At 62.3% G+C, this 13,566-nt stretch carries 15 protein-coding genes; 7 read left to right on the top strand and 8 right to left on the bottom strand.

Features of this window, described 5'->3' with window-relative positions:
* Nucleotides 1–26 precede the first annotated feature (26 nt).
* A complete protein-coding gene (locus tag AB4O05_RS15730; RefSeq protein ID WP_460136706.1) occupies nucleotides 27–845 on the top strand; it encodes an alpha/beta fold hydrolase in 819 nt (272 codons plus the stop codon).
* 55 nt (nucleotides 846–900) lie between these two features.
* Here AB4O05_RS15730 and AB4O05_RS15725 read toward each other — a convergent pair whose 3' ends face one another.
* Nucleotides 901–1,287 carry a DoxX family protein gene (locus tag AB4O05_RS15725; protein ID WP_460136707.1) on the bottom strand — a complete coding sequence of 129 codons (387 nt, stop codon included), beginning with the start codon at nucleotides 1,285–1,287 and terminating at the stop codon, nucleotides 901–903.
* A gap of 181 nt (nucleotides 1,288–1,468) precedes the next feature.
* Between AB4O05_RS15725 and AB4O05_RS15720 the strand changes: the two genes are divergently transcribed.
* Nucleotides 1,469–2,467 carry an NAD(P)H-quinone oxidoreductase gene (locus tag AB4O05_RS15720; RefSeq protein WP_460136708.1) on the top strand — a complete coding sequence of 333 codons (999 nt, stop codon included), beginning with the start codon at nucleotides 1,469–1,471 and terminating at the stop codon, nucleotides 2,465–2,467.
* 143 nt (nucleotides 2,468–2,610) lie between these two features.
* Here AB4O05_RS15720 and AB4O05_RS15715 read toward each other — a convergent pair whose 3' ends face one another.
* The 3 genes from AB4O05_RS15715 to AB4O05_RS15705 all read right to left on the bottom strand — a co-directional run bounded on the left by AB4O05_RS15715 (nucleotide 2,611) and on the right by AB4O05_RS15705 (nucleotide 5,115).
* Nucleotides 2,611–3,735 carry an alkene reductase gene (locus tag AB4O05_RS15715; protein ID WP_460136709.1) on the bottom strand — a complete coding sequence of 375 codons (1,125 nt, stop codon included), beginning with the start codon at nucleotides 3,733–3,735 and terminating at the stop codon, nucleotides 2,611–2,613.
* Nucleotides 3,736–3,813: 78 nt separating this feature from the next.
* Nucleotides 3,814–4,491 (bottom strand): type 1 glutamine amidotransferase domain-containing protein, encoded by a 678-nt coding sequence (locus AB4O05_RS15710; protein WP_460136710.1) that lies wholly within the window; start codon nucleotides 4,489–4,491, stop codon nucleotides 3,814–3,816.
* Between the two features lie 15 nt (nucleotides 4,492–4,506).
* Complete coding sequence (locus tag AB4O05_RS15705) at nucleotides 4,507–5,115, bottom strand: TetR/AcrR family transcriptional regulator (protein WP_460136711.1); 609 nt, start codon at nucleotides 5,113–5,115, stop codon at nucleotides 4,507–4,509.
* A gap of 171 nt (nucleotides 5,116–5,286) precedes the next feature.
* Between AB4O05_RS15705 and AB4O05_RS15700 the strand changes: the two genes are divergently transcribed.
* On the top strand, nucleotides 5,287–6,231 hold the full coding sequence (locus AB4O05_RS15700; protein ID WP_460136712.1) for a GlxA family transcriptional regulator: 945 nt from the start codon (nucleotides 5,287–5,289) through the stop codon (nucleotides 6,229–6,231).
* Here AB4O05_RS15700 and AB4O05_RS15695 read toward each other — a convergent pair.
* The gene (locus AB4O05_RS15695; protein ID WP_460136713.1) at nucleotides 6,209–6,715 is read right to left on the bottom strand and encodes a GNAT family N-acetyltransferase; all 507 of its coding nucleotides are present in this window, start codon (nucleotides 6,713–6,715) and stop codon (nucleotides 6,209–6,211) included. The genes AB4O05_RS15700 and AB4O05_RS15695 overlap by 23 nt on opposite strands.
* Before the next feature lie 178 nt (nucleotides 6,716–6,893).
* Here AB4O05_RS15695 and AB4O05_RS15690 point away from each other — a divergent pair, with 178 nt between their 5' ends.
* Together AB4O05_RS15690 and AB4O05_RS15685 are read left to right on the top strand one after the other, a co-directional pair.
* A complete protein-coding gene (locus AB4O05_RS15690; RefSeq protein ID WP_460136714.1) occupies nucleotides 6,894–7,766 on the top strand; it encodes an undecaprenyl-diphosphate phosphatase in 873 nt (290 codons plus the stop codon).
* Between the two features lie 330 nt (nucleotides 7,767–8,096).
* On the top strand, nucleotides 8,097–8,393 hold the full coding sequence (locus AB4O05_RS15685; protein WP_460136715.1) for a DUF6124 family protein: 297 nt from the start codon (nucleotides 8,097–8,099) through the stop codon (nucleotides 8,391–8,393).
* 299 nt (nucleotides 8,394–8,692) lie between these two features.
* On the opposite strand, the gene yghU is transcribed toward AB4O05_RS15685, so the two are convergent.
* Both yghU and AB4O05_RS15675 read right to left on the bottom strand, forming a co-directional pair.
* Nucleotides 8,693–9,520, bottom strand: coding sequence for a glutathione-dependent disulfide-bond oxidoreductase (gene yghU / locus AB4O05_RS15680; RefSeq protein ID WP_460136716.1), 828 nt, complete (start codon nucleotides 9,518–9,520; stop codon nucleotides 8,693–8,695).
* A gap of 44 nt (nucleotides 9,521–9,564) precedes the next feature.
* On the bottom strand, nucleotides 9,565–10,800 hold the full coding sequence (locus AB4O05_RS15675) for an MFS transporter (protein ID WP_460136717.1): 1,236 nt from the start codon (nucleotides 10,798–10,800) through the stop codon (nucleotides 9,565–9,567).
* A gap of 61 nt (nucleotides 10,801–10,861) precedes the next feature.
* Here AB4O05_RS15675 and AB4O05_RS15670 point away from each other — a divergent pair, with 61 nt between their 5' ends.
* Together AB4O05_RS15670 and AB4O05_RS15665 are read left to right on the top strand one after the other, a co-directional pair.
* Nucleotides 10,862–11,863: a cupin domain-containing protein gene (locus tag AB4O05_RS15670; protein ID WP_460136718.1), complete on the top strand. Its 1,002-nt coding sequence runs from the start codon at nucleotides 10,862–10,864 to the stop codon at nucleotides 11,861–11,863.
* A 113-nt stretch (nucleotides 11,864–11,976) separates the two neighbouring features.
* Nucleotides 11,977–12,573 carry a glutathione S-transferase gene (locus AB4O05_RS15665; protein ID WP_460136719.1) on the top strand — a complete coding sequence of 199 codons (597 nt, stop codon included), beginning with the start codon at nucleotides 11,977–11,979 and terminating at the stop codon, nucleotides 12,571–12,573.
* Nucleotides 12,574–12,708: 135 nt separating this feature from the next.
* Here AB4O05_RS15665 and AB4O05_RS15660 read toward each other — a convergent pair whose 3' ends face one another.
* Nucleotides 12,709–13,476 carry an SDR family NAD(P)-dependent oxidoreductase gene (locus tag AB4O05_RS15660; RefSeq protein ID WP_460136720.1) on the bottom strand — a complete coding sequence of 256 codons (768 nt, stop codon included), beginning with the start codon at nucleotides 13,474–13,476 and terminating at the stop codon, nucleotides 12,709–12,711.
* Nucleotides 13,477–13,566 lie beyond the last annotated feature (90 nt).

Genomic DNA, 13,566 nt, shown 5'->3' with positions numbered 1-13,566 from the left:
CCCACCCCTTATCAAGGAGTTTTTGCATGAGCACATTCGTTGCCAAAGACGGTACCCAGATCTACTTCAAGGACTGGGGCAGCGGCAAGCCGGTACTGTTCAGCCACGGCTGGCCACTGGATGCCGATATGTGGGAATACCAGATGCAATACCTGAGCAGCCGTGGCTTTCGCACCATTGCGTTTGACCGCCGTGGCTTTGGCCGCTCGGACCAGCCTTGGACCGGCAACAACTACGACACCTTCGCCGACGATATCGCCCAGTTGATCGAACACCTGGACCTCAAGGACGTGACGCTGGTGGGCTTCTCCATGGGTGGCGGTGACGTGGCCCGCTACATTGCACGCCACGGCAGCGCCCGCGTTGCCGGCCTGGTGCTGCTGGGTGCGGTAACGCCGATCTTCGGGCAGAAACCGGATTACCCGCAGGGTGTGCCGGCCGACGTGTTCGCCGGTATCGAGGCGGGCCTGCTCAAGGATCGCGCGCAGTTCATCTCGGACTTCAACACCCCCTTCTTCGGCCTCAACAAGGGCCAGGTCGTCTCCGCTGGCACCCTGAGCCAGACCCTGCAGATCGCGATGCTGGCCTCCCTCAAGTCGACCGTGGATTGCGTCACGGCGTTCTCCGAAACCGACTTCCGCCCGGACATGGCCAAGATCGACGTACCGACCCTGGTGATCCACGGCGATGGCGACCAGATCGTGCCGTTCGAAACCACCGGTAAAATCGCCGCCGAGATGATCAAGGGCGCCGAGCTGAAGGTGTACAAGGATGCGCCCCACGGGTTTGCCGTGACCCATGCCCAGGCGCTGAATGAAGACCTGCTGGCGTTCCTGAACCGCTGAAACGACTGCACCACCCCTCTCCTTATTTGGCCGGGCATGCCCGGCCCTTTTTTATTCAGGCAAAACGCTGCCCCAGGGTGAAGCGACCCGGCCCGGCGATCAGCACGCTGGTAAAGATGATCAGCAGCAGCCAGCCGAACTGCCCTTCAAACAACGTCCACTCCGGGTGCACCACCACCATGGCGATCAACAGCACCGCCAGGATCGGCAGGCATGCCAGGCGCACCAGTACCCCGGCGACGATCAATACGGGGCACAGCACCTCGGCGAAAATCGCCAGCAGCAAAGTAATGTGGGCGCCCAAATGAAACGGGTCTTCGATCAGCTTCAGCTGTTCGCTATAGTTGAGCACCTTGGGCAAGCCATGCACCCACAGCAGGAACAACGCTCCGCTCGCCCGCAGAAACAACAGCCCCTGATCCTGGTATTTTGATTCGTTCATATGCGCTCCCTGTTGGTTGACACGTTATCGACTTCGATTGTGTCCACGCAGAGGCACGCAAGATTGCAAGCGTGTGCTGACCTTAACTCCCCCGTGCCGGCTGGCGATGCATGATCCTGCTGAACCGCCGGCCGCTCGCTGCGGTCCCAACCCATACGCTCATCGCTGCAGGTACTCTCAAATGACGCTTCCTAACGACATGACCCTGATTGAAATCACCACCCCTGGCGGCCCAGAGGTGCTGCAACCGCGCCAGGTCGACCTGCCGGTGGCCGGCCCCGGTGAGATCCTGATTCGCGTGCATGCCGCCGGGGTCAACCGCCCCGACGCCCTGCAACGCGCAGGCAAGTACCCGATGAAACCCGGCATGAGCCCGTATCCCGGCCTGGAAGTGGCCGGTGAAGTAGCGGCATTGGGCGACGGCGTGTCGGCCTTCAGCCTGGGTGACAAGGTGTGTGCGCTGACCAACGGCGGCGGCTATGCGCAGTACTGCGCGGTCCCCGCCGGCCAGGCCCTGCCGATCCCCGAGGGCATGGACTGGGTGCAGGCCGCCGCCGTGCCGGAAACCTTCTTCACCGTGTGGGCCAACCTGTTCGGCCTCGGCGATGCGCACACCGGCCAGCGGGTGCTGATCCATGGCGGCACCAGTGGCATCGGCACCACTGCGCTGATGCTGTGCCGCGAGTTCGGCATCCAGGCCTTCGCCACCGCCGGCAGCGCCGACAAATGCGCCGCCATCGCCAAACTGGGGGCTGAACCGATCAACTACCGCGAGCAGGACTTCGCCGAGGTCATCGCCCAGCAGACCAACGGCCAGGGCGTGGACGTGATCCTCGACATCATGGGCGGCTCTTACCTCAACAATAACCTCAAGGCCCTGGCCATGGACGGGCATCTGGTGATGCTGGGCTTCCTCGGTGGCGCCAAGGCCAACGACGTTGATCTGCTGAGCATCCTCGGCAAACGCGCGGTGATTACCGGCTCGTTGCTGCGCGCGCGTACCGGGGAAGAAAAAGCCGCGATTGCCGAGCAACTGCGCGAGTACATCTGGCCGGTGCTGGCGGCGGGTCGCTGCCTGCCGATCATCGACAAGGTGTACGACTACACCGACGCCGCCCAGGCCCATGCGCGGATGGAAGGTGGGGACCATATCGGCAAGATTGTGTTGCGGGTCAGTTGACCTCAAAACACCCCAATCAACTGTGGGAGCGGGCTTGCTCGCGAATGCAGTGTGCCAGTCGCCGACATTGCTGACTGATACACCGCGTTCGCGAGCAAGCCCGCTCCCACATGGGCAGACTGCATCTTGAAGATGCGTATGTTTTATCCGGGGTACGCAGGGTAGTCGGTATAGCCGACCTCATCCCCACCATACATCCCCTCTTCCCGCAGCGGGTTCAACGGCCAACCGTTGAACAGCCGTTGCGGCAGGTCCGGGTTGGCGATGAATGGCCGCCCGAATGCAATCAAATCCGCCAACCCGGCCTCCACCAGCTTCGCACCGCGCTCGGCGGTGTAGCGCCCGGCGTAGATGATGCGCCCGCTGAAGGTGCTGCGTACGGCTTCACGGAAACTGTCGGGCAGTACGGGGGCGTTATCCCAGTCGGCCTCGGCGATGGAGACATAGGCGATGCCCGACGCCTCCAGCACTTTGATCGCTTCGATGTAGGTGTGGTGCGGGTCTTCTTCCACCAGGCCGATGTAGACGCGGTCCTCATCGGTGCCGCTGAACAGCGGTGAAAAACGCACGCCGAGGTGTTCCGGGCCGACGACCTTGCTCACTGCCTCGACGATCTCGCGCAAAAAGCGCAGGCGGTTTTCCAGCGAGCCGCCGTATTCATCGTCACGGGTGTTGGAATGGGCCGAGATGAACTGGTTGACCAGGTAGCCGTTGGCCGAGTGAATTTCCACCCCGTCGAAGCCGGCGTCCAACGCATTGCGCGCCGCTTGTGCGTAGTACCCGACCAGTTCCTCGATTTCCAGCGTGGCCAAGGCACGCGGCACCGGTGGCTGCACCAGTTCCCCCGCGCCTGGCCCGGTTTCGATAAAGGCCTTGGCCTGCAACGCCGGCAGCGCAGAAGGCGCCACCGGTGCGGCGCCGCCGGGCTGCAAGGCATTATGGGACACCCGCCCCACATGCCACAGTTGGGCGAAGACCACCCCGCCTTCGGCATGCACCGCATTGGTGACCTTGCGCCAGCCGTCGATCTGCGCCGGGCTGTAGACCCCCGGTGTCCACGCATACCCCTGGCCACGCGGTTCGATCTGCGTGCCCTCGCTGATCATGAACCCGGCGCCGGCACGCTGGCGGTAGTACTCGGCCATCAGGTCGGTGGCGATATCCCCGGGTTGGGCGCTGCGTTGGCGCGTCAGCGGTGGCAGCACCACGCGGTTTTTCAAGCGGTGATGTCCCAGTGTGACCGGGGTATTCAAAATGCTGTGAGTCATAGGGGTATTCCAAATTCGGGACGAGCAAAAGCATTGGCGACTCTCAGGAGTCGCCAATCAATAGAGTGCAGCGTTAACTTAAGCGGTGAGTTTCAACAGGGCCTTGGCGACATCACTGGAACTGCCAGGATTCTGCCCAGTGACCAATAAGCCATCGACCAGAACGAAAGATTGCCAGTCGGCACCCTTCTCATATTTGCCACCCAGCTGCTTGAATTCATTTTCAATCAGGAACGGCACCACCGCTGTCAGGCCGACGGCGTCTTCCTCGGAGTTGGAGAAGCCGGTGACGCGACGGCCCTTGATCAGTGGCTCGCCATTGACCGCCTTGACGTGACGCAAGGCACCCGGTGCATGGCACACAAAGCCAATGGGCTTGCCGGCACGCTCGAAGGACTCGATCAAGGCAATGGACGCAGGCGACTCCGCCAGGTCCCACAGCGGGCCGTGACCGCCAGGGTAGAACACGGTGTCGAAGTCGTCGGCGTTGAGCGTGTCCAGCTTCACCGTGTTGGCCAGGGCCTGTTGTGCGGCCGGGTCGGCGGCAAAGCGGTGGGTCTGCTCGGTTTGCGCATCCGCCTCGTCGCTTTTCGGGTCCAGCGGCGGCTGACCACCGGCCGGGGATGCCAGCACCACCTCGGCACCGGCGTCCTTGAACGCGTAATAGGGTGCGGCAAACTCTTCGAGCCAGAAGCCGGTCTTACGGCCGGTGTCGCCCAACTGGTCGTGAGAGGTCAGTACCATTAATACTTTCATGTTCCAGTGCCTCGATCAGTGAATGTCAGTGTGTTGAGGGTGACCCAACAGCTGGAGGGTCAGCAGCAGCGCCTCATCGAAAGGCGCGGACGTACGGGATATCTTGCTCATGACGCTGGCTCCCAACCACAACGCATACAGGCGCCGGGCCAGGTTTTGCGGGGCCTGCCCAAGCGTGAGCGAGCCGTCTTCGACGCCGCGTTGCAGGGCAATCGCCAGTAATTCGATGGTGCGTGACGTGCCGCGCTGCAGCGCCAATCGCATCGGCTCTGAAAGGTCTGACACCTCGGCACCGAGTTTGACGGCAAGGCATTTGCCCGCCTCGGTGCAGCCGGTCTGATTGTCGATCCAGGCGTGCCAATAGCGCATCAACTTGGCGCAGTACGTTAAGGCCGGCTGATCGAACAGTTGCTGCATGCCGTGCACATAGTTGTCGAAGTAGGTGTCGAGCAACACCACGCCGAACCCATCTTTGGAGGTGAAGTAGTGATAAAACGAACCTTTGGGCACCTCGGCGGCGTGAAGTATTTCGTTCAAGCCCACCGCAGAAAAGCCTTTGCGGCCGACAATCGCCTGTGCCGCATCGAGAATGGCCTGCCGTGTACCTTGGGTTGCGCTGTTCATTGTTCATCCCGTCCGATTAGACCAGTCGTCTAGTTCGTTGAGGAAATGTTAGGGGGCTGGCCACGCCCTCACAATGTCAGATGCGCAAGGATTACGGACATGACCCGAAGGCGGTTGCCGTTTACCCGGCACGCGCCGACAATCCCCTGCCCCCCTGCCTGGAGAATGACGATGCACAGCGTTGCGCTGATGGTTTACCCGAACTTCCAATCCCTGAGCCTCAGCCTGGGCTCGGTGTTCGAGTGCGCGAACCTGCTGCGGGGCGAGGCGGCCTATGAGTTTCACCTGGTGTCGGAAAGCGGCGGCGCGGTGATGACGTCCCAGGGGTTTTCGGTGAATACCTCGCCGATTCGGCCCCAGGGCTATGACACGCTGATCGTCAGCGGCTACCTGGAGTTTCGGCTGCCGGAGGCCAACCTGCTGGAACTGGTCAAGGCCGCCTCGGCGCAATCGCGGCGCGTCGCGTCGTTGTGCATGGGCATCTTTGTGCTGGCCGAAGCCGGCTTGCTCGAAGGCAAGCGCACCACCACCCACTGGATTCACGCGCCGGCATTCCGCAAGCGCTACCCGGATATCCGCCTGGAAGACGACAAGTTGTTCGTGGTGGACGGCCAGGTGTGGACCGGCGCCGGCATGAGCGCCGGCGTGGACCTGGCCCTGGCCATGGTGGAGAACGACCTGGGCAGCGACCTCGCCCGGCGCATCGCGCGCAAGCTGGTGATTGCCCAGCGTCGCGGCAGCGAGCAGTCGCAATTGTCGGCGCTGCTGGAGCTGGACCCCAAGTCCGACCGCGTGCAACTGGCCCTGGCCTACGCCCGCGAGAACCTGACTCACGACCTGTCGGTGGACGCCCTGGCCGATGTCGCCCGGTTGAGCCCGCGCCAGTTCAGCCGGGTGTTCCGTGAAGAAACCGGGCAAACCCCGGCCAAGGCCATCGAAGCCCTGCGCGTGGAAGCCGCGCGGGCGATGATGGAAACCAGCCGTCACCCGGTGGAAGTGGTGGCCCGTGAAACCGGCTTTGGCGATCGCGAGCGCATGCGCCAGGCGTTTCTACGCGCGTTCGGGCAACCGCCGCAGGCGATGCAGCAGGCGTTTAATGCAGCGCCGCACGCGTGATCAGGTAACTCACCAACTGCGGCTCATCCTCAAGCTCAATCGTCTGCACCGGGCGCGGCAGGTTATCCAGCACCGAGCGCCAGAACGCCTGGGACACTTCGTCCTGATCATAAAAGCGCACCAGCCAATTGGCCTCGCCGCTGCACAGCACCTGAGTGGCGATGGCCCGGCCAATGCCTTTGCGGCGATAGCGCTTGAGGATGAACAGGTCGGCCAGCTCCAGCGCGTCGATGCCCGACACTTCACTGTCCTCAATCAACAGGAAACCGGCGATAAAACCATCGACCAGCAGCAGGTTGGCGCTCCAGCGCGGGTCTTGCCAATAGCGGGCCAGGTGTTCGTCGTGGATGTAGAAGCGGCCGTCGGCCTCGACATCTTCCTGCTCCCAGTCCGAGGACTCATAGGCGTAATACTGGTAAAGGTTGCGGATCAGTTCGGCCTCTTCAGGGCCGGTCTGGATCAGTTCGACAGTTGTTTCAGGCATGGGGCTCTCAGTGAAAAAACGCAGGGCGCCATTGTTCACAAATCGCCGGAACAGTCCAATACAGCGGCGAACCTTTCTACTTGCTGAACCAATCGCAAATAGCCGTAGCCTCCTGCCTAAGCGCTGAAACATTTCGAATAGACTTCGCCGAAATCCCCTTTTCTCAAGGACACGTATTTTGACGAACGTCTGTTCCGCCGGCCTGGATGTGGGCTTTGCGTCCCTGGATTACCTGCAGATCTTTATTCTCGGGGTGATCCAGGGCATTACCGAATTGTTGCCGGTGTCCTCCACCGCCCACATGCGCGTGGTACCCGCCCTGCTCGGCTGGCAAGACCCCGGCTCGGCGTTTTCGGCGGCGATGCAGTTGGCGGCGCTGGCGGCGGTGGTCAGTTATTTCTGGCGCGATGTACGCCAGGTGACCACAGGCAGCATCGGTGCGGTGCGCCGAGGCGACTATAACGACCGCTGGTTCAAGCTGGCGGTGGCGATCGTGCTGGCGACGATTCCTATCTGCATTGCCGGCCTGGCCTTGTCGTCGACCTTGAATGCCTGCAATTCGCCTCTGCGCGGGTTGATGGTGATTGGTATTTCCTGCGTCGTCATGGCGGTGTTGCTGGCGGTGGCCGAGGTGCGCGCCCGGCATACCCGCGAGGTCAGCCAGATGCGCCTGCGCGATGCGTTGATCGTGGGCGTTGCACAGATTGGCGCTTTGATTCCCGGCGTATCGCGTTCCGGTTCTACCTTGACCGCCGCGCTGTTCCTCAACTTCAAGCGCGAAGAAGCCGCACGCTTTTCCTTCCTGCTGGGCCTGCCCGCCATCGCCCTCGCCGGCTTGAAAGAACTGTGGGTGTTGCTGCACACCGACCTGCCGGCCCACGCCTGGCCGCACCTGCTGTTCGGCTTGGTGGTGGCCAGCGTCTCGGCGTTTTTTGCGATCTGGGGCCTGATGAAATTCCTGGAGCGGTTCTCCACCTGGCCGTTCGTGATCTACCGTGCGTTGCTGGGGGTGTTCCTGATTGTGGCGGTCAGCAGCGGTTTGTTGGCTTGATCATGGTTGCTGGCCTTTTGTCATGGTTTGTAAAGGGCCAGCAAGCCTGCTCCCTTTTAATTGCAGGACGTTTCCTAGACAATCCTCGCCGCCTTGTGCCTGCTGGAATCGATGGCTAGTCTGCGCTCCGTCACTGCCAATTCAGTGATCGGGTTTAGTCGCCCGGAATGTCACAAGGCGCATAGTCCATGTAGTTTTATGGTGGCTGTGCGCAGGGCACCTTCGTGTGCGCCGGATTTCCTTGTGGCCGGTCGACTAACCTGTGTACAGCCGCCACCCATCGTTTAGTCGCGACAGGTGTTGGCTTCTATTCACACAAGGAGCAACACAATGAACAAAGCCCTACCCGATCCTCCTCACGACCCCGCCAAAGACCGCGCCGCCTTCAACCGCGCCATCGATCATTACCTGCCCACCCAAGGCTTTCACGCCATCAACGAAGACCTGAGCTTCGAAGACGCCCTGCTCTACACCGCCAGTTTGCTCGACAGTGCTTCGGCGACTGCGCTGGATTGCGGGGAGCAACTGGAAAGCCCGGAACGGGCCAAGATTCTGGCGGTGTGGCATTTGCTTGAGATTGCCAAGACCACGGTGGATCGCTCTATCAACTGCCTGAAACACGGTTAGACAATGTGGGAGGAGGCTTGCCCCCGATGAGGGTGGGTCAGTTGATACATCTGTGACTGATCCACCGCTATCAAAGATCGTTCCCACGCTCCCGCGTGGGAATGCAGCCCGTGACGCTCTGCGTCACCTGTGCGCAGCAGCCAAGACTTGCAGCGCTGGCGGGACGCAGAGCGTCCCAGGAGGCATTTCCACGCAGAGCGTGGGAACGATCATCGGAGGGTCGTGCTATCGACTGTCTGAAACGAGTTAAAAATGTGGAAGGGTACTTGCCTCCTCCCACCTTTTTACAGCGTTGGCCCTCAGTCCAGGTCACTTGCATCATGGCGTTCGGGCACCTGGTCGTCTCCCGACACCCGGTTCACCCTCCGCCCACGCTGCACCGCCGGCCGTGCTTCAATCGCGTCCGCCCAGCGCTGTACGTGCTTGTATTCGTGCACGGCAAGAAACTCCGCCGCCCCATACAAGCGACCTTTGACCAAACCGCCGTACCACGGCCAGATGGCGATGTCGGCGATGGTGTATTCATCGCCGGCAATGTATTCGCTCACCGCCAGGCGCTTGTCGAGCACGTCCAGCTGGCGTTTGGTCTCCATGGCGAAGCGGTTGATCGGGTATTCCATCTTGCTCGGCGCATAGGCATAGAAATGCCCGAAACCGCCACCCAGGTACGGCGCGCTGCCCATCTGCCAGAACAACCACGACAGGCACTCCGCGCGAGCCGCCGGTTCGGTGGGGAAGAACGCGCCGAACTTCTCGGCCAGGTATTGCAGGATCGCGCCCGACTCGAACACACGAATCGGCGTGGCGCCGCTGTGGTCCATCAAGGCGGGAATTTTCGAGTTGGGGTTGACTGCCACAAAGCCGCTGCCGAACTGGTCGCCGTCGCCGATCTTGATCAGCCAGGCGTCATATTCCGCACCGCTGTGCCCCAGGGCCAGCAGCTCTTCCAGCAGGATGGTGACCTTCTGCCCGTTGGGCGTGGCCAGGGAATACAGTTGCAGTGGGTGCTTGCCGACCGGCAATGCCTTGTCGTGGGTGGCGCCGGCGATGGGCCGATTGATACTGGCGAAGGTGCCGCCGTTTTCGGTGTCCCAGGTCCAGACTTTCGGGGGTACGTAATCGGTCATGCTTATGGCTCCAGAGGCGTTTGCGATCAGCTGAGCGCTTCAGACTAAACCAAAGATTGGTGGCGCGTCACACTCCCCGTCGCAGCCTGCCGGGGCACCTGCACTCGCAGGCCGATCAACAAGGCCGCCAGCAGCATCAAGCAACCCGCGCCCAGAAATACCCCATCGATGCCGGTGGCACTGAACATCGCGCCCCCGCCAGCGGCACCCGCCGCAATTGCCGATTGCACCGAAGCCACCACCATGCCCCCGGCACTTTCCGCCTGATCCGGCACCGCACGGGCCACCCAGTTCGACCACGCCACCGGTACCCCGCCGAAGGCCATGCCCCACAGCGCCAGGAGCAATGCCTGGCCCGGCAGCGATGCCGGCAGCAGCACCAGGGCCAACGCAGCGACGCCCACCAGGGCCGGCATCAGCACCAGGGTTCCACGGGGGTTGCGCACCAGCAACCATCCGGCCAGCAGCGTGCCGACAAAATTCGCCGCGCCAAACCCCAGCAGCATCAACGCCAACCCTTGGGTGCCGACCCCGGTGCTGCTTTCCAGAAACGGGCGAATGTAGGTAAACAGCGCGAAGTGCCCGGTGTGCACCAGCACGCAGCCGAACATGCCCATGGCAATGCCGGGGCGCAGCAGTACATCAAGCACGGTGCGCAGGCGCGTGGTGCCGCTGGGTGCCAGGCGCGGCAGGGTGAACAGCTGGAAGGCCAAGGTCACCACACCAACGGCGGCGGCCGCAACAAATGCACTGCGCCAGCCATACAGGTCACCCAGGTAGCTGCCCAGCGGCACCGCGACGACAGTGCCCACCGCAATGCCGCTGAAGATGATCGACAACGCACGCGGCAATAACGCCGCGGGTACCAGGCGCATCGCAACGGCTGCCGCCATGCTCCAGAAACCGCCGAGGGCAATGCCCAGCAGGATGCGCATCAACAACAGCACCAGGAGGCTGGACGAGAGCGCCACCAGCAGGTTGGACGCAATCATCAGCGTGGAGAACCCCAACAGCACCAGGCGGCGGTCGATGCCGCGTGTCAGGCCAGGCACCAGCAAACCAGCGAACAAGGCCACCACTGCGGTGACCGTTACGGCTTGCCCGGCCAACGCTTCCGACACGCCCAGGTCCAAGGCCATCGGCGTCAACAGGCTGGCCGGCAGGTACTCCGCCGTGAGCAGGCCGAACACGCCCATCGCCAGGGAAAACACCGCCATCCAGGCCGGTGTGGTCGGTTCTGCCCTGCAATCGACAGGGGCATGGGACACACAATCATTCATCGCAAGACATCCTCAAGCATTAGCGTGACGGCCAGTCTAGGTTTTGCCCCTAGGATGATCTATGCTTCAAACCCTTGAGTTTTTGACCGAAACCCCGAAGATGACCGACCACAGCGCGTTCACCCTGTCCTCCGAACTGATCAATGAGCTGCTGCGCAGCATGCGCCTGCGCGGCGTGCAGTACCGGCGCATCCAGGCCGGGCCGGTGTTCGGCATCAGCTTTGCGGCCAAGCCGGGCCATGCCTATTTCCATTTTCTGGCCGCCGGGTGCGCGACCCTGCGCATGCAGGACGGCAGCCTCTTTGAGTTGTCGGCCGGTAATGCGGTGTTTATCGCCCACGGTGGCGCCCATGCGCTGTTATCCAAACCGGACGCCCCCGTGCAGGACATCGCCAGCTTCGACGCCGCACCGCTGGGCGATACCGTCTGCGCCGTGAATGCCTCGCCCTTTGATCCCCCCAGTAACCTGCTGTTCAGCGCCTGCATGGAGTTCGAACTCGACAGCATCCAGGGGCTCGGCAACCTGATGCCGGCCTTGATGCTGATCGACGCAGGGGGCCAGCGTTACCCCGGCTTGATGCCGATCCTGGCGGTGATGGAGCGCGAAGTCGCCAGCGCCCGCATCGGTTATGCCGGCATCCTCGCGCGCCTGGCCGATGTGGTGGCGGCGATGATCGTGCGGGGCTGGGTCGAATGCGCCTGCGCCAATGCGTCGGGCCTGGCGGCCGCATTGCGCGACACCCGGTTGGCAGGCGCCCTGCTCGCCCTGCACCAGCAACCGGGCCGCGACTGGAGCGTGGCCGAACTGGCGGCGCACTGTCATACCTCGCGCTCGGTGTTCGCGGATCGTTTCCAGGCCACCCTGGGGGTTCCACCGCTGCGTTACGTGACCGAACTGCGCATGCGCCTCGCCAGCCAGTGGCTGACCCTGGAGCGCCTGCCCATCGAAGAAGTGGCGTACCGCCTCGGCTATACCTCCCAGGCCGCCTTCAGTCGCGCCTACAAACGCATCACCGGGCAACCGCCGGGCGCCAGCCGCCAAGGCTTCAAGAGCCCGGCATGAAGGGCTCCTCGCCGACCGATTGCACAGTGGCTGCAGGCGTATCAACAATTGCGCAGGGCGACCGCGTGCCCTTAATCTCTTGAGCTCATCACCCTGATAGCAATGGAGGCTTCATGAAACTGGTCGGCATGCTGGACTCGCCTTACGTGCGCCGCGTGGCAATTTCCCTGGACCTGTACGGGGTGGATTTCGTGCATGACCCCCTGTCCGTGTTCCGCACCTTCAACGAATTTGCGCAGATCAACCCGGTGGTCAAGGCCCCTACCCTGGTGCTGGACGATGGCACGGTGTTGATGGACTCCAGCCTGATCCTGGATTACCTCGAAGCCTTGGCCCCGGCTGACAGGAAGCTGCTGCCCCAGCAACCTGCGGCACTGGCCAAAGACCTGCACGTTCTGGGCCTGGCCCTGGCAGCCTGTGAGAAAAGCGTGCAGATCGTCTATGAGCACAACCTGCGCCCGGCCGAGAAGCTGCATGCGCCATGGCTTGAGCGCGTGACCGGCCAGTTGCTCGCGGCCTATGCGCTGCTGGACAAGCAACTGGGGAACAGCGAAGCACTGACCCAGGCGTCGATTACAGCGGCAGTCGCCTGGTCGTTCAGCCAATTGACCGTGGCGTCGGTGGTCAAGGCGGATGCGTTTCCCAACCTGCAACGGCATGCCGAGCGGCTGGAGCAGCATCCGGCGTTCAAGAAATACCCGATCGAATAACACCGCCATCCAACATGTGGGAGCGGGCTTGCTCGCGAAGGCGGCGTGTCAGTCAACAGCGTTATCGACTGATCCAGCGCCTTCGCGAGCAGGCCCGCTCCCACACTTGATTTGCATGGTCTTGAGAGTCGCGTTTTAAACCCAGCCGCCGTCAACGATGAAGTTCTGCGCCGAACACATCGCCGAGGCATCCGAGGCCAGGAACAACGCCATATTGGCGATGTGTTCCGGCATCACGCTGCCGGGCATGCACTGGCTGCGGGCGATGAGTTCCTTGGCCGCATCGTCCACCCACATAGCCAGTTGTTTTTCGGTCATCACCCAACCGGGTACCAGCGTATTGACGCGGATACGGTGAGGGCCCAGCTCCCGCGCCAGGCCCCGGGTCATGCCATGGGCAGCGGCTTTGCTGGCCGCGTACACCGGATAGCCGGCAGACGCCATCATCCAGCCGACCGAACCGAGGTTGATGATCGAACCGCCGCCGGCGTTTTTCATCATGGGCGCCACCGCCTTGGCGGCGAAAAACGCGTGTTTGAGGTTGACCGCAATCAACCGGTCGAACATCTCCGAGTCGACTTCTTCCAGGGTATGGCGTACGTCGTTTGCGGCGTTGTTCACCAGCACCGTAATCGGCCCCAGCGACTGCTCAAAACGCGTGATCGCCGCCCGGTAGCCGATCTCGTCGGTGATGTCGCAGCACACGAACTCCACCGTATGCCCTTTCGAGCTCAGCAGCGCCGCCAGGCGTTCGCCCTGGCTTTGCGCACGGTCCACGAACCCCACCTTGGCCCCCTGCGCAGCGAAGGCGCGCACCATGAACTCACCGATGCCCGAAGCGCCCCCGGACACCAGCACGGTTTTACCTTCAAGGTCCGGATAAACAGCCAGTGCAGTACTCATATAACGGTTGCCTCGATCAATTAGTCTTATTTTATTTTACGAAATCGGCGTTTAAGGCTATAAATTCGCTGTCACACCGACAAAATATCG

Source organism: Pseudomonas sp. S1_G07 (assembly GCF_054668565.1).
The sequence above is the reverse complement of the archived record's forward strand: the minus strand, read 5'-3'. Positions and strand labels throughout refer to the sequence as shown.